Here is an 18,260-nt window from a genome sequence, read left to right as displayed (position 1 = left end):
CGGAACTCGTAAACCACAAGCTTTCACCCTCTATCAATCTCTTGTCATGGAAACCTTTCGTTAAGAAACCTTTGTCAAAGGTGAAGCTAACTTAGGGGCCGCACATGAACGAGGCGGCTGAGGCCTTCGGGCCTACGACATGACGTTGATCGACTGAGCTCTTGTTGAACAGCACCAAATTCAAAGGCAGCCTGGTGGCTGCCTTTTCTTTATGGCGACCGCTTTCTTGCGCTGATTAAGAGCCTTTCCGGGTTGGATTGAAGCATTCTTCCGCCCCTTGCCGGCCAAAAGAAAGACCCCTCCCCAACCCCTCCCCACAAGGGGGAGGGACTAACCCGGAGCGCCCGCCTCGTTCTACTCGAAACGTCGCAGATATGGAAACGGGTGCGGCAAGTTAAGCCCCTCCCCCTTGTGGGGAGGGGTTGGGGAGGGGTCTTGGGTGGGTACAACCAGCCATGGAATGCTGCAATCTACCCCGGAAAGGCTAGCCGGCCAGCACCCGCTGCGACGGGAAGGTGATCTCGACGAGCGTGCCCTCGTTCGGCGCCGAATTGATCGAGAACACCGCCCGGTTGGCATCGACCATCGCCTTGGTCAGCGGCAGGCCGAGCCCGGTGCCGTCGCCGCGATGGCGCGATTGGGTCGAGGAGACCTGCCGGAACGGCTTCATCGCCTGGTCGAGTTCGCTGCGCGTCATGCCGATGCCGGTATCGCGCACCCTCAGCACGACGCTGCCATTCGTCTCGTAGGAGGTGGAAACGACGATCTGCCCGCCCGATGGGGTGAAACGGATGGCGTTCGACAGGATGTTGAGGGCGATCTGCTTGATCGAGCGCAGATCCGCCACGACCTCCGGCACCGCATGCGACAGCGCCGTGCGGATAATGACGCGCTGGCCGTTCGCCTGCGGCTGGACCAGCGCCACGGCTTCCGAGACCGCCTCGTTGAGGCCGACGGCAGCAAAATCGAGATCCATCTCGCCCGCCTCGATCTTCGAAATGTCGAGCAGGTCGTTGACGATATCCAGCACGTGCCGGCCGGAACGGCCGATATCGTTGGCATATTCGATGTAACGCGGATGGCCGATCGGCCCGAAGCGCTCGCCGGCCATCATGTCGGAAAAGCCGATAATGGCGTTGAGCGGCGTGCGGATCTCATGGCTGACGCGGGCGAGGAAATCGGTTTTGTGGGCATTGGCGGTTTCGGCCGCACCCTTGGCGTTGCGCAACTCGTCCTCGGTGCGCTTCCACTGGGTGATATCGCGGATGACGGCGCAATAGCCGTTGGAGGAGGTGAGCTGACCCATCGTCATGAACAGCGGCACGAAGCCGCCGGCGGCCTCGCGGCCGATCACTTCGCGCCCGTCGTTCAGCACGCTGGCGACGCCATGGCCGGAGAGGCCGTTCAGATAGTCGAGCACGGCCTTCTGGCTCTCATGGGCAAACAGCATGACGAAGGGTTTGCCGCGCGTCTCCTGCTCGTCGTAATTGAAAAGCGCGCTGGCCGACCGGTTCATCGAGCGGATGTCGCCCTCCGTGCCGATGACGACGACGCCGTCGGTTGCCGTTTCCAGGATCGAACGCAGTTCCTCCACCTCGACCTGCAGCTTGGCGACCTTCTCGACCATCCGCTCCGGACGCGCTTCGGACCTGCCGTCGGAGCGGTTTGCTTCGCCGCGTCCCTCTTCCTTGCCTTCCACCGGCATCAGCGCCAGCATCAGGGCATTGGCGTCTTCCCAGCGCACCGATTGCAGCCGCGCCGTCACCGGCACCAGCCTGTCGTCGGCCTTGACCAGCATCATGGTGCCGGCGCCGGCGGCCTTTTCCTCAAGTTCGCGGCGCTGCAGCAGCGCTTCGATGCCGCCCACCTCACGCAATGCGTCAAGCGAGGTGTAGCCGGTCAGCCGCATGAATTCCGGATTGGCATGGAGCAGCGCATCGCCGACATGGATCAACACCGCGACAGGCAATTGGTCGACCGTTCCGACCGAAAGCCCGTCGGTCATCTTGACGCGCGGCGGGATGAAGCTCGTGAGAACGTCGATCTGGCTGACCGTCTCCTCCAGCCCTTCCGTCGCCTCGTCCTCGGTTGCGACATCGGGCTCGTCATCGCCGACGTCGTCGCGCTGGGCATCCGCCGCGTTCTCGAAGATCGCTTCCTGCGGCGCGATCTCTTCGCGCGAAGCCATATCGGCCTCGTCCCCAACGGCCGTTTCGGCCTCGACCTCAGCGGGGTCGGAAGCCTCTTCGAAGCTGGCCATTTCCGCGCCGGTAGGTTCCGCCGGCGCCGTGGCGGCGAGCTCCACCGGTGCCGGCGCGGCAGGTTCGCCCTTGCTGGCGCCGAAGGCCTCGAGCCGCCTGGCGATTTCGCGGAAATTGGCCTGCTCGGCGGCCGTCAGTGCGGCGCCGCTGTTGTGCAGCTGAACGATCTTGTCGGAGAAGCGGCGATTGGGCGTTTCCGAAATGCGCAGCGCCGGCGGCTCGTCCGCCGGTTCCGTTGCCGGCTCGGCGGCGGAAACATCACGAGCATCGGCACTCTCTGCAGCTTCTTCCGAAGCGCTTTCCTGGAACGTCTGCTCGGCGACAATCTCTTCGGGCGCCGTTTCCGTCTCCGTCTGCGGCTCGGTCGCCGCAAGCGTCTCGTCCTCGGTCTCTTGCGTCAGCGCAGGTTCGATCGCGGCCTCGTCATGCGTTGCCGGCGCTTGGAATGCCGTCTCGGCAATGATCTCGGCAGACGGGCCAAGGCTTTCCGCATCATGCTCGACGCCATCGGGGCCGAATGTCAGGCCGAGCGCCAGCGGATCTTCCTGCGCATCGGAAAGCCGGACGACGCCGAAGCCGCGGAAACCGTCGAAGTCGCGGTTGCGGGTATAGGTCGGCAGGGCTGCCAGATCGACCGGAACGACGAGGCTGGTGCCTTCGACCGGCCAGAGGATCGTCTTGCCCGACCATGTGTCGCGGCGGGCGAGCGCCTCGGCAAGCTTGCCGTCGGGATCGAGATTGAAGAGGGCGGCGATATCGCCGAAGGCCGAGCCGATGATGTCGGAGGCGTGCGGACCGACCGCCTCGGCAAATTCGTGGCTGACCTCGGTGAAGCGGCCCTCGGCATCGATCTTCCAGACGAAGCGCGTGGCGCGGCTGTTCGGCCTGAAGACGAAGCCGGGCTCGACCGCAAGCGCGGGGGCAGGGGGCGCTTCGGGAACGAAAGTCGGGGCGACGGCGGGTTCTTCGTGAGCCGCTTCCGGCGCCTCTTCGACCGGCGTTTCGCTGGCCTCGACAAAGGGTTCGGTTTCCACCGGCTCGGTGAGGGCGGCAAGGTCGTCCTCGATGACCGCGGCAGGCACGTCGGCCTCATCCGCGCTGCTGTCGATCGCGCTGTCGGTGCTCTCCGGTTCGCCATCTCCGGCGAGACCGAGCTCCTCGTCCGTGGCTGCCGTCTCGGCCGGCCGTTCGCTTTCGCCGGTGATGTCCTCGAGCGTCTCTTCGACCTCTTCGATCTCCGACACGGCCTCGATGATGTCGGTGAAGCCGGTGGCGGCCACAGGCTCGTCGCGAAGCCGTTCGGCCGGCGGCGTGCTGTCTTCCTGCGCATCGATCGCGTCGAGCGCGGGCGCATCGATCGGGCCGAGCGGGGGCGCATCGACCACGTCGAGCGCGGGTGTCTCGATCGGGTCGAGATGGCCGATCGCGGTCTCCACCGCAAAGAGCAGATTGAGCGCCGGCTCGTCGCTGAGCTTGCCGACGGCAGCCGGGAGATTGCCTCTGCCGGTGGCGACGGGACGCTTCACCAGCCGGTCGGGATGGGCGCCGGCAAGATTGATGAGGGTCTTTGCGGTCTGCTCGGAAATTCCGAGCGAGGCAAAGCCCGGCGAGGCGGCGATGACCTCGCCATGGGCACCGATGACGGCCATATGCGTGTCGGGATCATCGAGCCCCTGCAGCATCTGCGCCGCCGAGGCGCCTGATGCCAGCGGCTTTGCCGAGACCGGCACTGAAAACAGGATGGCCTTTTCGCCTGAGGAGAGCCGGATCAGTTCGGCCGCCGCCTGCACCTGTGCGCGCTGAAAGCCCTTGGCGACGCGGATCGTCAGGCTTCTGGTGTCCCCGATATCGGCAAGCTGGCGCGCCGCCGTTTCCAGCTGGCGGAAGGTGATGTCGGTGCGGTCGGCGCCCTGATCGAGCAGATCATAGACGGCCGAATGGCCAAAAAGCTCCGCGCCGGCGCCGTTCGCCCAGAGCAGCCGGGTCAGATCCGCTGAAAACAGCACCATCGCCTCGCCGCGCGAAAAGCGTTCCCGCACCCGTGCGTGCACGGCGATATCGATGAACGGATATTGGACTGCGGGCATGATCGAACCTTGTCGCTGTCGGCCTTCTTAAATTAACGGCTTATTAATAACTGCGGGGCGCATGCCGGTCCAGAAGAACAGGGTGTTTTCGGCCGGCAAGGTTAACGGATTGTGCGTCGCACAATAATTGTTGCAATGCACAATGAAATGCCTTATATGAGCATCATCCAACTAACACAGGCAGCGACTGCCTCAGCCCAAAGGATGCGACCCATGGCTACCATAAAGACCGACGACGTTTTTTCAATCGCTTCTTTCGACCCGTCCAAGTTCGCGGAATCCTTCCGTGATTTCGCCGAAAAGGGCGCTCAGCAGTCGAAAGACGCCTATGCCAAGCTGAAGACCGCCGGCGAAGAAGCCGGCAAGACCCTCGAAGCCACCGTCCAGACGGCACAGGCCGGCAGCGTCGAGCTCGGCCTCAAGGCAATCGACGTCCTGCGCGTCAATGCCGAGAGCTCGCTCTCGCACCTGGAAGCGCTGCTCGGCGTCAAGTCGCCGGCTGAATTCTTCGAGCTGCAGACCACTTTCCTGCGCAAGCAGGCCGAACTCGCCGTCGAACAGGCGAAGTCGATCCAGGAAACCACCAAGCAGGTGGCCGAAAAGCTGGCAAAGCCCTCCAAGGACGCCGCCGAAAAGGCCATGGCTTCCTTCAAGAAGGCCTGATCGGTCTTACCCTTCAGTGACAAAAGGCTGGACCTCGCGTCCAGCCTTTTTGTATATTGACGAGGAATGGGGCTTGAATTCATCGCCAAGTCCTCGTATGTGACCCCCGTCGCGCCAAGCGTGATTTATGCGGTTGTAGCTCAGTTGGTTAGAGCGCAGGTTTGTGGCACCTGAGGTCGGAGGTTCGAGACCCCCCAACCGTACCATTTCTTCCACATTGAAATCAGGCGAGTGGTAATACGGTCATTCAGGCGGGAAGGGCGTATGTTCCGAAACGTCGCTGTGGAAGCCGTCTTGAACATCTCGCATGCTGCTAAATGACAGTCAGAATTATTAGAGTCTGATCCGTCGCGCTGAAATCTTGAGAAAATCGTCTTTCGAACGGAGACTCGAGACATACCCTCAGACCCAAACCTTCTGCAACGGGCAGTAAAGTCGCTTGCGGAGAGTATAGCTGCTGCTTCTGAAGTGTTATTGTGAGTGTGTAATGAATTTCATCGCGGTGAAAGGCGGGGATAATCTTCGGAACTATGGGCATAAATTAGTATTGCCTCGGATTGTTTGGCGTACCAATTCAGGTGAGGCATTTACCAATTCGCTTCACTTTACAATGTAGATTTTGGCTGGGAAATTTCTCGATGAACGATGTCGATCTGTTCGACATACTTGATCGTAAATGACGGACGAGAAAACCGTTTGCCGAAGATGCCTTTGAGTAATCTATATCCGGGTTCAGATGCCAACCTCTTGGAAGTTCTAAATTTGGCGAATGCTTATTTTCGCGCTTCGAGCGTCCTGTTCAGCGAGAGTCAGAAAGAGGCACCCCTCTCCATTGCACCTGCACGTATGTGCGCAATTCACGCTATTGAACTGTACTTGAATGCCTTCCTGCGGCATGAGGGCGTTGCGCCGGAGGAAATACGCAAGCGGATGCACAGCCTCGCTGAGCCAACGTTCGTTGCCAAACTCAAATTGAGAAAAAAGACCGCCCTGCATTTGGAAGAAATGACAGCAAAGCGGGAGTATCTCATTTCGCGCTATGCTCCGGAGCGGATAACAGAGCACACTCAGCTTAATCGCTTGGCCGCCACTCTGAGGGAGGTCAAAGCAAAGGTTGGCAAACACCTGCAGTCGCCTAGCTTCTGAACACACAAACGATCAGATAATTGACGTAGATATCTGCTATCTCGGAACTGGTTCCTGCCCTTTCCATGGAACCCACGCCGTCTCGCGCCGTTCTCCACGTTAGCGGGAGAATATGCATGTCGAAAACCCTTCTCTACGGTGCGACCAAGATCGACGAGACGAACAGCGCCTATGCGCCGGTCGAAAGCCTTGCGGCGTTCCAATGGAAGAACCGTGTCTTCGTCCTTTTCGCCGATAGCGACAATGCCCGTGCCGCCCGCCAGGAAAATCAGCTGCTGGCCGACCGGAGCGGGCTCGATGAGCGCGATATGGTGGTGCTGAAGGTTTCGGGTGGCAGTGTCCGGCCGCTTTTCGGTGCGGCCGACGCTCTCGACGGCAAATCGATCCGCCGCGAATTGGAGGCGCCCGAGGCGGGCGAATTCGCGGCCTTCCTTGTCGGCAAGGACGGCACGGTCAAGCTCAAGGTCAGCGAGCCCGTTACCAATGGCGAGCTCTTCGCCATCATCGACAGCATGCCGATGCGGGCTGCCGAATCGATGAAGCCGGACAAATAGCCTCGGCCGGACACAACATTGATCACAACATGAAAAGGGAGACGGTTATGTCCGTGCCCAACGAACCCATTCCCGACCAGCCGCCGATGCCGGCGCCCGGCTGGAAGCCGGTGCCGCCGATCAAGGAGCCGGAGCCTGACCGACTGCCCGACGAGGCGCCGGTTCCGAACCCGGATGAGAACGACGGGCCGGCCAAGCACGTTTCCGCCTCCTGTTAAAGGAAGATCTGCCGTTCGGCGCCGACCAGTTCCTGCAGGAAATCGGCAACGCTCCTAACGCGCACGAGGTCGCGCGCTGTTTCGTGATAGGTCGTCCAGTAGGCGCGCCGGATCGAAATCTCCGGCAGGATGCGCTGGAGTTCCGGATATTGCCGGGCGATATAATCGTGCAGGATGCCGATGCCAGCGCCGGATCGGACCGCCTCCGTCTGCCCGATCGCCGTCGAGATCTCGAAGCTGGCATCCCAGCTGCGCATCACCTCGCCGGAGAAATTCAGCGAGGCGGTGAAGATCAGATCTTCGACATAACCGATCCGCGGATGCGCCTTCAACGCGTCGATATCGCCGGGTGTGCCGTGGGAGGCGAGATAGTCGCGCGAGGCATAGAGGCCGAGCGTATAATCGGTGAGCTTGGAGGAGACGAGCCGGCCCTGTTCGGGCCGCTCCAGGGTGATGGCGATATCGGCCTCGCGCTGCGACAGTGAGAAGGAGCGCGGCACCGGGACGAGCTGGATCTTCAGCTCGGGATGGCGCTCGATCAGCCGGCCCATGCGCGGCGCCAGAAAGGAAACGCCGAAGCCATCGGGCGCGCCGACGCGCACCGTCCCGGCAATGGCCGTATCGGTATGGCCGAGGCTCGCCTGCACGGCGAGCATTTCGGTTTCCATCCGCTCTGCCGATGCCAGGAACATTTCGCCTTCGGCCGTCAGTTCGCAGCCATTCGTGCGGCGGATGAAAAGCCGCGTCTTCAGCGCCTCTTCCAGCGACGTCAATCGGCGCGAGAGCGTGGCGTGATTGAGCCCCAGCCGCTTCGAGGCGGCGAGAATCTGCCCGGTGCGGGCGACGGCGAGGAAAATCCGAACATCGTCCCAGTTCATGGCTTGGCACGCATGGCGATCGGATCGACCTCGATCAGCGTCAGCGATGTCACCATATCAGCCGTCAGCTTCTTGTATTTGAGGAAATGCGGCGCCTGCAGATGGGCCTCGTAGGCCTCCTGGCCGGCATAGATCTCGAGAATACGGATGTGGTTCGGCTTGTCTCTGATGGAAACGGCGCTGAGCGAAAGCACGCCGTCTTCCAGCGCCACCGATGCTTCGATCTCTTCGGTCAGCAATTCGCGATAGGTTTCCAGCCTGTCCGGATCGATCTCCAGCTCAGCCATTCTGACGACGGGTTTCCGGCTCATCGGTTTGACCTCCCCAGGGTTTGACGTGTCGGCATTTGACTTGTCGGCGCGCCGTGCCAAGTTTGGAAGCAGCAGCGCTTGATGCAATGATAGGACTATAATTCACGCACAACAGTTCCTTATATCAGCGCATTGATTTGTGCAAATTGAAGTGCGATTGTAGGCCATCCCAAAAACAGGAGGAGCATCCCATGCGTGAGATCGGTCATTTCATCGGCGGCAAGCATGTTGCCGGCACCAGCGGCCGCGTCAGCAACGTCTACAATCCGGCGACCGGCGAAGTGCAGGCGACGGTCGCGCTTGCAAGCGTCGAGGAACTGCGCGCCGCAGTCGAAAACGCCAAGGCCGCGCAGCCGAAATGGGCTGCCACCAATCCGCAGCGCCGCGCCCGCGTCTTCTTCAAGTTCGTCGAACTCCTGAACAAGCACATGGACGAACTTGCCGAACTGATTTCCAAGGAACACGGCAAGACGATCGAAGATGCCAAGGGCGATGTCATCCGCGGCCTCGAAGTCTGCGAATTCGTCTGCGGCATTCCGCATCTCGCCAAGGGCGAATTCACCGAGGGCGCGGGTCCGGCGATCGACATGTACTCGATCCGCCAGCCGGTCGGCATTGGCGCCGGCATCACGCCGTTCAACTTCCCGGGCATGATCCCGATGTGGATGTTTGCGCCGGCGATCGCCTGCGGCAACGCCTTCATCCTGAAGCCTTCCGAGCGTGATCCCTCCCTGCCGATCCGTCTCGGCGAGTTGATGATCGAGGCCGGCCTGCCGGCCGGCATCCTCAACGTCGTCAACGGCGACAAGGGTGCCGTCGATGCGATCCTCACCGATCCCGATATCGGCGCCGTTTCCTTCGTCGGCTCGACGCCGATCGCCCGCTACGTCTATGGCACGGCGGCGATGAACGGCAAGCGCGCCCAGTGCTTCGGCGGTGCCAAGAACCACATGATCATCATGCCGGATGCCGATATGGATCAGGCCGTCAACGCGCTGATGGGTGCGGGCTACGGTTCGGCCGGCGAGCGCTGCATGGCGATCTCGGTTGCCGTCCCGGTCGGCGAAGAGACCGCCAACCGCCTCGTCGAGGCGCTGACGCCGAAGATCGAATCGCTGCGCATCGGCCCCTATACCGACGACAAGGCCGATATGGGCCCGCTCGTCACCAAGGACGCCTATAACCGTGTCCGCGGCCTGATCGACCGCGGCATCGAGGAAGGCGCCAAGCTCGTCGTCGACGGCCGCGATTTCAAGCTCCAGGGTTATGAAGACGGCTATTTCGTCGGCGGCTGCCTGTTCGACCACGTCACGCCCGAGATGGACATCTACAAGACCGAGATCTTCGGGCCCGTCCTCTCCGTCGTTCGCGCGCAGAACTACGAAGAAGCGCTGTCGCTGCCGATGAAGCACGAATATGGCAACGGCGTCGCGATCTACACCCGCGACGGCGATGCCGCCCGCGATTTCGCCTCCCGCATCAATATCGGCATGATCGGCATCAACGTTCCGATCCCGGTTCCGCTCGCCTACCACTCCTTCGGCGGCTGGAAGGCCTCGAGCTTCGGCGATCTCAACCAGCACGGCACGGATTCGATCAAGTTCTGGACGAAGACCAAGACCGTCACCGCCCGCTGGCCCTCCGGCATCAAGAGCGGCGCCGAATTCGTCATGCCGACGATGAAGTGATCTGCACGATCATCGATCTGCAATCTGTCGTTCGGGGGCCTTTTGGCCCCCGAATTCTTTGATTTCAACGTGTTGATTTTTGCGCGTATCGATTTCAGATGAGCTGCCGATTGATGTCGCGGCAAATGGCCTCATAAGCTGAATGCGAATTTCATATTTTGGAATTGTTCAAAACTGCCAAACCGCCTATATAGGTCCGAACAGGCACGAGTCAGGAGATCGGCATGCGGTTGACGAAGCAGACCAACTATGCGGTTCGCATGTTGATGTATTGTGCTGCCAATGACGGGCACTTGAGCCGGATTCCGGAAATCGCCAAGGCCTACGGTGTTTCCGAACTCTTTCTTTTCAAGATCCTCCAGCCGCTCAACAAGGCGGGTCTGGTCGAGACGGTGCGCGGCCGCAATGGCGGCGTACGCCTGGGCAAGCCGGCCGCCGATATCACCCTCTTCGATGTCGTGCGGGTGACGGAAGACAGTTTCGCCATGGCCGAATGCTTCGAGGATGACGGCATGGTCGAATGCCCGCTGGTCGATAGCTGCGGCCTGAATTCGGCGCTGCGAAAGGCGCTCAACGCCTTCTTCGCCGTGCTGTCGGAATATTCCATCGACGATCTCGTCAAGGCGCGTCCGCAGATCAATTTCCTTCTCGGAATCACCGGCGAGCAGCCCTATCGCAAACCCGCGATCGTTGCGCCGGCCGCCTGAATCTAAGCGACCAGCAAAGAGTTTGTGAAACCGCGATTGCCCCGGCAATCGCGGTTTTTCTTTTGCTGGGTTGAGCCGGCTTGGCAGGAAGAAATGCCGCAAGCGGGGCGGGCGAGTCCGGCCGATTGTACACGCTCCGAAGGCGCAATTATCCAAAATACGACGAAATCCCGGTCATTTTTATCCGAAAATGTCCAAATGAGGCCGATTTTTGACTGAAAATTTCTAAAATTGTCCAACTGGAAAAATTTTCTCCGTAGACCGTTGCTTTCAGTAGATAAATGTCGTTCCATCGAGCGTCGATCGGGATGTCTGTCCCAGGTCTCCAAACATCAAAAAAGAACAACCGGGAAACAATATTATGAAAAAGATCTCTGTCATGCTGGCAGCGACGGCCCTGATTTCGGTCATGGCGACGTCGGCCTGGTCCAAGACCCTTGTTTATTGCTCCGAGGGTTCGCCTGAGGGTTTCGACCCGAGCCTCTACACGGCAGGCACGACCTTCGACGCCTCGTCGCGCACGGTCTATAGCCGCCTCGTCGAATTCAAGCATGGCGGCACCGAGATCGAGCCGGGCCTGGCCGACAGCTGGAGCGTTTCGGCCGACGGCACTGAGTACACCTTCAAGCTTCATCCCGGCGTCAAGTATCAGACCACCGACTTCTTCACGCCGACGCGCGATTTCAACGCCGACGACGTCGTGTTCTCCTTCGAGCGCCAGCTGAAATCCGACAATCCGTGGAACAAGTATGTCGAGGGCGGTTCTTACGAATATGCCGCCGGCATGGGCTTCCCCGAGCTGATCAAGTCGGTCGAGAAGGTCGATGACCTCACCGTCAAGTTCACGCTCAACCATCCCGAAGCGCCGTTCCTCGCCGACCTCGCCATGGACTTCGCCTCGATCGTTTCCAAGGAATATGCCGACAAGCTCGCCGCCGACGGCAAGATGGCGCAGCTGAACCAGCAGCCGCTCGGCACCGGCCCCTTCACCTTCGTCGCCTACCAGCCGGATGCCGTCATCCGCTACAAGGCCAACGAAACCTATTTCAAGGGCAAGGAAAAGATCGACGATCTGGTTTTCGCCATCACCTCTGACGCCGCCGTGCGCGCCCAGAAGTTGAAGGCCGGCGAGTGCCACCTGATCCCCTATCCGAATGCAGCCGACGTTCCCGAGCTGAAGAAGGATGGAAATCTGACGGTGATGGAACAGGCCGGCCTCAATGTCGGCTTCCTCGCCTACAACACCCAGATGGCTCCCTTCGACAAGCCGGAAGTTCGCCGCGCGCTGAACATGGCGATCAACAAGCAGGCCATCATCGACGCCGTCTTCCAGGGTGCGGCCGCCGTTGCCAAGAACCCGATCCCCCCGACGATGTGGTCCTATAACGACGCCGTTCAGGACGACAAGTACGATCCGGACGCCGCCAAGAAGGCGCTCGCCGATGCCGGCGTCAAGGATCTCAGCATGAAGGTCTGGGCGATGCCGGTGTCGCGTCCCTACATGCTGAACGCGCGCCGCGCCGCCGAACTGATCCAGGCCGATTTCGCCAAGGCCGGCGTCAAGGTCGAGATCGTCACCCATGAATGGGCCGAGTACCTGAAGCTCTCCTCCGACGTGAAGCGCGACGGCGCCGTCATCCTCGGCTGGACCGGCGACAACGGCGATCCGGACAACTTCATGGATACGCTGCTCGGCTGCGATGCTGTCGGCGGCAACAACCGCGCACAGTGGTGCAACAAGGAATATGACGAGCTGATGACCAAGGCCAAGCTCACCGCCGATGTCGGCGAGCGCACCAAGGCCTATGAGCAGGCTCAGCTGATCTTCAAGAAGGAAGCCCCCTGGGCGACCCTCGACCATTCGCTCGTCTTCGTTCCGATGAGCAAGAAGGTCTCGGGCTTCTTCATGGATCCGCTCGGCATTCACCGTTTCGACGGCGTCGACGTATCCGAATAACAAGAATAATGTAAGAATGCCCGGCAGAGCTGGGCGCAGCCGGCGGTCAGGCACCCCCTGACCGCCGGAAACTATTGGACATCTGCCATGTTGCGTTTTTTCATCGGCCGCCTTGCGGTGCTGATCCCGACATTCCTCGGCGTTTCCCTCATTGCCTTCTCGTTCATCCGCATGCTTCCCGGCGATCCAGTCATGCTTCTGTCGGGTGAACGTGTCATGGCGCCGGAGCGGCACGCCCAGATCATGCACGATCTCGGTTTCGACCGGCCCATGTATGCGCAGTATTTCGATTATCTCGGAAAAGTGCTGCATGGCGATCTCGGCACCTCGATCGTGACCAAGCGGCCTGTTCTCGGCGAATTCCTGACGTTGTTTCCGGCAACGCTCGAGCTTTCCCTCTGTGCCATCATCCTCGCCGTCTGTCTTGGCGTGCCCGCCGGCGTCTTTGCCGCCGTCAAGCGAGGCACGTGGTTCGACCAGAGCGTGATGGGCGTGGCGCTCGTCGGTTATTCCATGCCGATTTTCTGGTGGGGATTGCTGCTCATCATCTTCTTCTCCGGCTATCTCGGCTGGACGCCCGTTTCCGGCCGCATCTCGCTGATGTATTTCTTCAAGCCGGTCACCGGCTTCATGCTGATCGACAGCCTGCTCTCCGGCCAGAAAGGCGCTTTCGCCTCGGCCGTCAGCTACCTCATCTTGCCCACCATCGTGCTGGCGACCATTCCGCTTGCCGTCATTGCGCGCCAGACGCGCTCGGCCATGCTCGAGGTTCTGGGGGAAGATTACGTCCGCACGGCGCGCTCGAAGGGCCTGAAGCCGCTGCGCGTCGTCGGCGTGCACGCGCTGCGCAACGCGATGATCCCGGTCATCACCACGATCGGTCTGCAGATCGGCGTGCTTCTGGCCGGCGCCATCCTCACCGAGACGATCTTTTCCTGGCCCGGCATCGGCAAATGGATGGTCGATTCGGTCTTCAAGCGCGATTATGCCGTGGTCCAGGGCGGTCTTCTTCTGATCGCCGGCGTCATCATGATGGTCAATCTGATTGTTGATGTTCTCTACGGCTTCATCAATCCGCGCATTCGTCATTAGGAGCGGTTCATGAGCACCGTCACCGTCAAAACCGGCCAGCCATCCGCGGTTGCGGAATTCTGGCATTATTTCTCCCGCAACAAGGGCGCCGTCATCGGCCTCGCGGTCTTCATCGTCATCCTGGTCGTCGCCGTCTTCGCGCCGCTCTTTGCGCCGCATGAACCGAACGAGCAGAACCGTGCGGTGTTGCTCGCCGTGCCTTCCTGGATGGAGGGCGGCAGCGCTTCCTTCCCGCTCGGAACCGATGCCGTCGGCCGCGATATCCTCTCGCGGCTGATCTACGGCGCGCGGTTTTCGCTCTTCATCGGCGTCGTCGTCGTCACGCTTTCGGTCATATGCGGTGTGCTGATCGGCCTCGTTGCCGGATATTTCCGCGGCAGCATCGATACCGCGATCATGCGCCTGATGGACATCATCCTGGCTTTCCCGTCGCTGCTGCTCGCCCTTGTGCTGGTGGCCGTGCTCGGGCCTGGCCTGACCAATGCGATGATTGCGATTTCGCTGGTCAACCAGCCGCATTTCGTGCGCTTGACACGCGCCTCGGTGATATCGGAGCGCGAGAAGGAATATGTGATCGCCTCGCGTGTCGCCGGTGCCGGTACGCTGCGCCTGATGTTCAAGACGATCCTGCCGAACTGTCTTGGGCCGCTGATCGTTCAGGCGACGCTTGCCTTCTCGGCGGCGATCCTCGATGCCGCCGCTCTCGGCTTCCTCGGCATGGGCGCCCAGCCGCCGACACCTGAATGGGGCACGATGCTCGCCGAATCCCGTGAGTTCATCTCGCGCGCCTGGTGGGTGGTAACTTTCCCGGGTCTTGCTATCCTGATTACCGTTCTCGCCATCAATCTGATGGGTGACGGCCTGCGCGATGCGCTCGACCCCAAGCTGAAGAGGTCGTGATGCCACTTCTCGAAATCGAAAATCTGACCGTCGAATTCCAGACGTCTTCCGGTCTTTTCCGCGCCGTCGACGGCGTTTCGCTTGCCTGCGACAAGGGCGAGATCCTGTCGGTCGTCGGCGAATCCGGCTCGGGCAAATCCGTGGCCATGCTGGCCCTGATGGGGCTTCTGCCCTGGACGGCGAAGATCACCGCCGACCGCCTGCAGTTCGACGGCCAGGATCTGCGCGGCATTTCCGCCCGCCAGCGCCGCCGGATCGTCGGCAAGGACATGGCGATGATCTTCCAGGAGCCGATGTCGAGCCTCAATCCGTGCTTCACGGTCGGCTTCCAGCTCGGCGAGACGCTACGTGTCCATATGGGCCTCAACCGCAAGGAGCGCCGCGAACGGTCGATCGAGCTTCTGAACCTCGTCGGCATCCCGGCGCCGGAGGACCGCCTGTCGAACTTCCCGCATCAGATGTCCGGCGGCATGAGCCAGCGCGTCATGATCGCCATGGCGCTCGCCTGCAATCCGAAGCTCCTGATCGCCGACGAGCCGACCACTGCGCTCGACGTGACCATCCAGGCACAGATCCTCGATCTGCTCGTCCGGCTGCAGAAGGAGCAGGGCATGGCGCTGGTGTTGATCACCCACGACATGGGTGTCGTCGCCGAAACCGCCGAGCGCGTGCAGGTGCAATATGCCGGCCAGAAGGTCGAGGAGCAGCCGGTGAGGGCGCTGTTTCGCGATCCGCACCATCCCTATACCGCAGCCCTGCTCGCCGCCTTGCCGGAACGCGCCGAGGTCGGCCATCGTCTGCCCTCGATCGCCGGCGTCGTTCCCGGCCAGCACGGCCGCCCGACGGGCTGTCTTTTCGCACCGCGCTGCGGCTACGCCACGGTCGAATGCGATCGCGGCGTCGTCCGCCAGGGACCGGAGCTCGGGCTGGCATTGTGCAACTATCCTTTGAAGGATGGCAAGCCGCTCGGGCATCCAGGCGTCTTGGCCACTGAAACCGCAGGAGACCTGGTATGACAGGCGCTGTTCTCGAGGGCAGGGATCTCGCCCGCTTCTACACCGTCAACCGCGGCCTCTTCAAAGCCGATGCCACCGTCAAGGCGCTGAACGGCGTCAGCTTCAGCCTCCATTCCGGCAAGACGCTCGCAGTCGTTGGCGAATCCGGCTGCGGCAAGTCGACGCTCGCCCGTCTGGTCACGATGATCGAGGATCCGACAGCCGGCGAATTGCTGATCGACGGCAAACCCGCGCGCGTCGGCGACCGCAGCCTGCGCAGCCAGGTGCAGATCGTCTTCCAGAATCCTTACGGCTCGCTCAACCCGCGCCAGAAGGTCGGCGCGATCCTCGAAGAGCCGTTGAAAATCAATACCGATCTCGATGCCGGCGCCCGCCGCCGTAAGGTCGAGGAGATGATGGCCCGCGTCGGCCTGCGCCCGGAGCATCACGGCCGTTATCCCCACATGTTCTCCGGCGGCCAACGCCAGCGCATCGCCATTGCCCGGGCTTTGATGCTGCGGCCGAAGGTGCTGGTGCTCGACGAACCGGTTTCGGCCCTAGATCTCTCGATCCAGGCGCAGGTGCTGAACCTGCTGATGGACCTGCAGAAGGAGATGGGGCTTGCCTATCTCTTCATCTCGCACGGCCTCTCCGTCGTCCATCACATCGCCGACGAGGTGATGGTGATGTATCTCGGCCGGCCGATCGAAACCGGGCCTGCCGCCGAGGTCTTCGCCAGGCCGCGTCACCCCTATACGGCAGCGCTGCTGTCGGCGACACCGATCGCCGATCCCGAGCGCGAGAAGAACCGCATCCGCCTGCAGGGCGAACTGCCATCGCCGCTGAAGCCGCCGTCCGGCTGTCATTTCAATCCCCGCTGCTGGAAGGCGCAGGACCATTGTCGCCAGGTTTCTCCCGAATTAAGGGGAGAGGGCGCGCAGCAATATGCCTGTCACTTCCCGCTCGACTGAGTGGGAAACCATGGCTTGGGAGGAATCATGCAGGGTGAGCGGATGAACAAACCGCATGCGATCATCGTCATGGGGGTCAGCGGCTGCGGCAAATCCTCCGTCGGCGAAAAGCTCGCGGGAGCCTTGCACCTCGCCTTTGTCGAAGGTGACGCCCTTCATCCGGCCGCCAATGTCGAGAAGATGTCGAAGGGCATTCCGCTGACCGACGAGGACCGGATGCCCTGGCTCGACCGCATCGGCGAAGACATGCAGGCCTCGCTGGAGAAGGGCGAGGGTATCATCGTTTCCTGTTCGGCGCTGAAGCGCATCTATCGCGACAGGCTGCGGGCGGCTGTCGGCGGCAATCTGTTCTTCGTCTACCTCGAAGGCTCCAAGGCGCTGCTGACGCAACGCATGGGCGAGCGCAAGGGACATTTCATGCCGGTGTCGCTGCTCGAAAGCCAGCTGGCGACGCTCGAAGTGCCCACAGCCGAGCCGGGCGTCGTCACCGTCGATATCGACGACACGGTGGACGGCATCGCGGTGACGGCCCTCAAGGGCCTCGCTGCCCTCGGCGTTACGGTTTGAAACGCTGCGGCGAATAGGCCGCGATATCGATGAACGGCGTCTCGCCGGTGATGAGTTCGGCAAGCGCGCGTCCGGTCACCGGCCCGAGCGTCAGCCCGTGATGGGCATGGCCGAAGGCGAACCACAGGCCCTGATGGCGCGGTGCCTTGCCGATAACAGGCATCATGTCGGGCGTGCAGGGGCGCGCGCCCATCCAGGGTTCGGGATCGAGCCTGCTTCCGAGTGGGAAGATCGTGCGCGCCACGGCTTCGGCCCGGTCGAGCTGGACCGGCGTCTTCGGCGCATCGAGTGTTGCGAACTCCGCCCCGGTCGTCAGGCGGATGCCGCGGTTCATCGGCGCCAGCAAATAGCCGCGTTCGGCATCGAGCATCCAGTTGTTGAGCATGGCATTGCCCTCGGCGGCATAATGCATGTGATAACCGCGCTTGACGCCGAGCGGAAAGGAATAGCCGAGCCGGCGCGTGGCAACGGCCGCCCACGGGCCGAGCGCCATCACCGCATCCTCGGCTTCGAGCGGCCCTTCCTCGGTCATGATCTTCCAGCCGGAGCCGAATTGGCCGAACGAGGCGGCGTCGCCTGTGACGAAGCGGCCGCCGAGGCTTTCGAAATAGCGGCGATAGGCCGAGGTCAGCCCATGCGGATCGAGCACCGACCAGGGGTCGCGCCAGCGAATGCCACCGGAAAAATCGCCGGTCAGATCAGGCTCCATGCGGGCGATATCGGCCGGAACCAGGCTATCGTACTCCACCCCGAATTCGTTCTGCCAGAGTGCTGCCTCTGCCAGAGCCTCGTCGCGCCTGGCCTGCGTCCGGAAAAGCTTCACCCAGCCGTCCTTGCGGATCAGCGCTTGCGCCTGCGACGCTTCGATTAGGTCCTTGTGCTCGGCAATCGAATGTTCGATCAGCGGCGCATAGACCCGGGTGATGATCGCGTGGCGCCGCGCATTGGAATTCCACCAGTAGCGGGCGAGAAAGGCGATCTGGCTCGGCAGCGCCCCGAGGTGATAATGCGCGTCAATGCGGTTATTCAAAGCATAACGCAGCAAAAGCCCGAGCTGTTGCGGAAAGCCGTAGGGCGCCACACCTTCGCGCTGGATCAGACCGGCATTGCCGAAGGAGGTCTCGTTGCCCGGCTCCTTGCGATCGATCAGCGTCACCTGCCGGCCGCGCCGCTGGAGATGGATGGCCGTGGAAACCCCGACGATGCCGGCGCCGAGCACGATTGCGTTCTTCGTCATTCCCCTGCATTCCGCTGTGTTGTCGGGG

General features: G+C 61.7%; 16 protein-coding genes and 1 tRNA gene. 13 read left to right on the top strand and 4 right to left on the bottom strand.

The genetic code is table 11. From position 1 onward, the window contains the following. Positions 1-484: 484 nt before the first annotated feature. Positions 485-4,348, bottom strand: a complete 3,864-nt coding sequence (locus tag CO666_RS16210; protein ID WP_097613117.1) for an ATP-binding protein — start codon at positions 4,346-4,348, stop codon at positions 485-487. A gap of 213 nt (positions 4,349-4,561) precedes the next feature. On the opposite strand from CO666_RS16210, the gene CO666_RS16205 reads away from it, so the two are divergent. The 5 genes from CO666_RS16205 (at position 4,562) to CO666_RS34175 (ending at position 6,929) form a co-directional block, all read left to right on the top strand. Then, positions 4,562-5,011: a phasin gene (locus tag CO666_RS16205; protein ID WP_097613116.1), complete on the top strand. Its 450-nt coding sequence runs from the start codon at positions 4,562-4,564 to the stop codon at positions 5,009-5,011. Positions 5,012-5,140: 129 nt separating this feature from the next. Beyond that, positions 5,141-5,217: transfer RNA gene (locus CO666_RS16200), tRNA-His, on the top strand. A gap of 439 nt (positions 5,218-5,656) precedes the next feature. Then, complete coding sequence (locus CO666_RS16195) at positions 5,657-6,157, top strand: hypothetical protein (protein WP_245436798.1); 501 nt, start codon at positions 5,657-5,659, stop codon at positions 6,155-6,157. Positions 6,158-6,273: 116 nt separating this feature from the next. Continuing rightward, positions 6,274-6,711, top strand: coding sequence for a DUF4174 domain-containing protein (locus CO666_RS16190; protein ID WP_097613115.1), 438 nt, complete (start codon positions 6,274-6,276; stop codon positions 6,709-6,711). 47 nt (positions 6,712-6,758) lie between these two features. Continuing rightward, on the top strand, positions 6,759-6,929 hold the full coding sequence (locus tag CO666_RS34175; RefSeq protein ID WP_097613114.1) for a hypothetical protein: 171 nt from the start codon (positions 6,759-6,761) through the stop codon (positions 6,927-6,929). Here the strand turns inward: CO666_RS34175 and CO666_RS16180 are convergent. Together CO666_RS16180 and CO666_RS16175 are read right to left on the bottom strand one after the other, a co-directional pair. After that, positions 6,926-7,807, bottom strand: a complete 882-nt coding sequence (locus CO666_RS16180; RefSeq protein ID WP_097613113.1) for a LysR family transcriptional regulator — start codon at positions 7,805-7,807, stop codon at positions 6,926-6,928. The two genes, CO666_RS34175 and CO666_RS16180, sit on opposite strands and share 4 nt — an antisense overlap. Further along, a complete protein-coding gene (locus CO666_RS16175; protein ID WP_097613112.1) occupies positions 7,804-8,118 on the bottom strand; it encodes a putative quinol monooxygenase in 315 nt (104 codons plus the stop codon). The genes CO666_RS16180 and CO666_RS16175 overlap by 4 nt, the downstream gene beginning before the upstream one ends. 191 nt (positions 8,119-8,309) lie before the next feature. Here CO666_RS16175 and CO666_RS16170 point away from each other — a divergent pair, with 191 nt between their 5' ends. From CO666_RS16170 to CO666_RS16135, 8 genes are all read left to right on the top strand, one after another. Then, the gene (locus CO666_RS16170; protein ID WP_097613111.1) at positions 8,310-9,806 is read left to right on the top strand and encodes a CoA-acylating methylmalonate-semialdehyde dehydrogenase; all 1,497 of its coding nucleotides are present in this window, start codon (positions 8,310-8,312) and stop codon (positions 9,804-9,806) included. Positions 9,807-10,030: 224 nt separating this feature from the next. After that, positions 10,031-10,513 carry an iron-responsive transcriptional regulator RirA gene (gene rirA / locus CO666_RS16165; protein ID WP_064836783.1) on the top strand — a complete coding sequence of 161 codons (483 nt, stop codon included), beginning with the start codon at positions 10,031-10,033 and terminating at the stop codon, positions 10,511-10,513. A gap of 361 nt (positions 10,514-10,874) precedes the next feature. Beyond that, a complete protein-coding gene (locus CO666_RS16160; protein WP_097613110.1) occupies positions 10,875-12,470 on the top strand; it encodes an ABC transporter substrate-binding protein in 1,596 nt (531 codons plus the stop codon). Between the two features lie 87 nt (positions 12,471-12,557). Continuing rightward, positions 12,558-13,562, top strand: coding sequence for an ABC transporter permease subunit (locus CO666_RS16155; protein WP_097613109.1), 1,005 nt, complete (start codon positions 12,558-12,560; stop codon positions 13,560-13,562). Between the two features lie 9 nt (positions 13,563-13,571). After that, on the top strand, positions 13,572-14,462 hold the full coding sequence (locus CO666_RS16150) for an ABC transporter permease subunit (RefSeq protein ID WP_097613108.1): 891 nt from the start codon (positions 13,572-13,574) through the stop codon (positions 14,460-14,462). Then, positions 14,462-15,478: an ABC transporter ATP-binding protein gene (locus CO666_RS16145; RefSeq protein ID WP_097613107.1), complete on the top strand. Its 1,017-nt coding sequence runs from the start codon at positions 14,462-14,464 to the stop codon at positions 15,476-15,478. Before CO666_RS16150 ends, CO666_RS16145 begins: the two co-directional genes overlap by 1 nt. Beyond that, positions 15,475-16,428, top strand: coding sequence for a peptide ABC transporter ATP-binding protein (locus CO666_RS16140; protein WP_097613106.1), 954 nt, complete (start codon positions 15,475-15,477; stop codon positions 16,426-16,428). Before CO666_RS16145 ends, CO666_RS16140 begins: the two co-directional genes overlap by 4 nt. Before the next feature lie 27 nt (positions 16,429-16,455). Next, entirely contained in the window at positions 16,456-16,995 is a 540-nt protein-coding gene (locus CO666_RS16135) for a gluconokinase (protein ID WP_097613105.1), read from the top strand. Here CO666_RS16135 and CO666_RS16130 read toward each other — a convergent pair. Then, positions 16,985-18,232, bottom strand: a complete 1,248-nt coding sequence (locus CO666_RS16130) for an NAD(P)/FAD-dependent oxidoreductase (RefSeq protein ID WP_097613104.1) — start codon at positions 18,230-18,232, stop codon at positions 16,985-16,987. The genes CO666_RS16135 and CO666_RS16130 overlap by 11 nt on opposite strands. Between the last annotated feature and the right edge of the window lie 28 nt (positions 18,233-18,260).

This window comes from Rhizobium chutanense, from assembly GCF_002531935.1.
Lineage (GTDB): Bacteria > Pseudomonadota > Alphaproteobacteria > Rhizobiales > Rhizobiaceae > Rhizobium > Rhizobium chutanense.
This window is presented reverse-complemented; position numbering and strand designations above follow the sequence as displayed.

What these genes read in the sequence shown, in the direction of transcription:
- CO666_RS16210 (WP_097613117.1), bottom strand. Translation starts at nt 4,348, where the DNA reads ATGCCCGCAGTCCAATATCCGTTCATCGATATCGCCGTGCACGCACGG.
- CO666_RS16205 (WP_097613116.1), top strand. Translation starts at nt 4,562, where the DNA reads ATGGCTACCATAAAGACCGACGACGTTTTTTCAATCGCTTCTTTCGAC.
- CO666_RS16195 (WP_245436798.1), top strand. Translation starts at nt 5,657, where the DNA reads ATGTCGATCTGTTCGACATACTTGATCGTAAATGACGGACGAGAAAAC.
- CO666_RS16190 (WP_097613115.1), top strand. Translation starts at nt 6,274, where the DNA reads ATGTCGAAAACCCTTCTCTACGGTGCGACCAAGATCGACGAGACGAAC.
- CO666_RS34175 (WP_097613114.1), top strand. Translation starts at nt 6,759, where the DNA reads ATGTCCGTGCCCAACGAACCCATTCCCGACCAGCCGCCGATGCCGGCG.
- CO666_RS16180 (WP_097613113.1), bottom strand. Translation starts at nt 7,807, where the DNA reads ATGAACTGGGACGATGTTCGGATTTTCCTCGCCGTCGCCCGCACCGGG.
- CO666_RS16175 (WP_097613112.1), bottom strand. Translation starts at nt 8,118, where the DNA reads ATGAGCCGGAAACCCGTCGTCAGAATGGCTGAGCTGGAGATCGATCCG.
- CO666_RS16170 (WP_097613111.1), top strand. Translation starts at nt 8,310, where the DNA reads ATGCGTGAGATCGGTCATTTCATCGGCGGCAAGCATGTTGCCGGCACC.
- rirA (WP_064836783.1), top strand. Translation starts at nt 10,031, where the DNA reads ATGCGGTTGACGAAGCAGACCAACTATGCGGTTCGCATGTTGATGTAT.
- CO666_RS16160 (WP_097613110.1), top strand. Translation starts at nt 10,875, where the DNA reads ATGAAAAAGATCTCTGTCATGCTGGCAGCGACGGCCCTGATTTCGGTC.
- CO666_RS16155 (WP_097613109.1), top strand. Translation starts at nt 12,558, where the DNA reads ATGTTGCGTTTTTTCATCGGCCGCCTTGCGGTGCTGATCCCGACATTC.
- CO666_RS16150 (WP_097613108.1), top strand. Translation starts at nt 13,572, where the DNA reads ATGAGCACCGTCACCGTCAAAACCGGCCAGCCATCCGCGGTTGCGGAA.
- CO666_RS16145 (WP_097613107.1), top strand. Translation starts at nt 14,462, where the DNA reads ATGCCACTTCTCGAAATCGAAAATCTGACCGTCGAATTCCAGACGTCT.
- CO666_RS16140 (WP_097613106.1), top strand. Translation starts at nt 15,475, where the DNA reads ATGACAGGCGCTGTTCTCGAGGGCAGGGATCTCGCCCGCTTCTACACC.
- CO666_RS16135 (WP_097613105.1), top strand. Translation starts at nt 16,456, where the DNA reads ATGCAGGGTGAGCGGATGAACAAACCGCATGCGATCATCGTCATGGGG.
- CO666_RS16130 (WP_097613104.1), bottom strand. Translation starts at nt 18,232, where the DNA reads ATGACGAAGAACGCAATCGTGCTCGGCGCCGGCATCGTCGGGGTTTCC.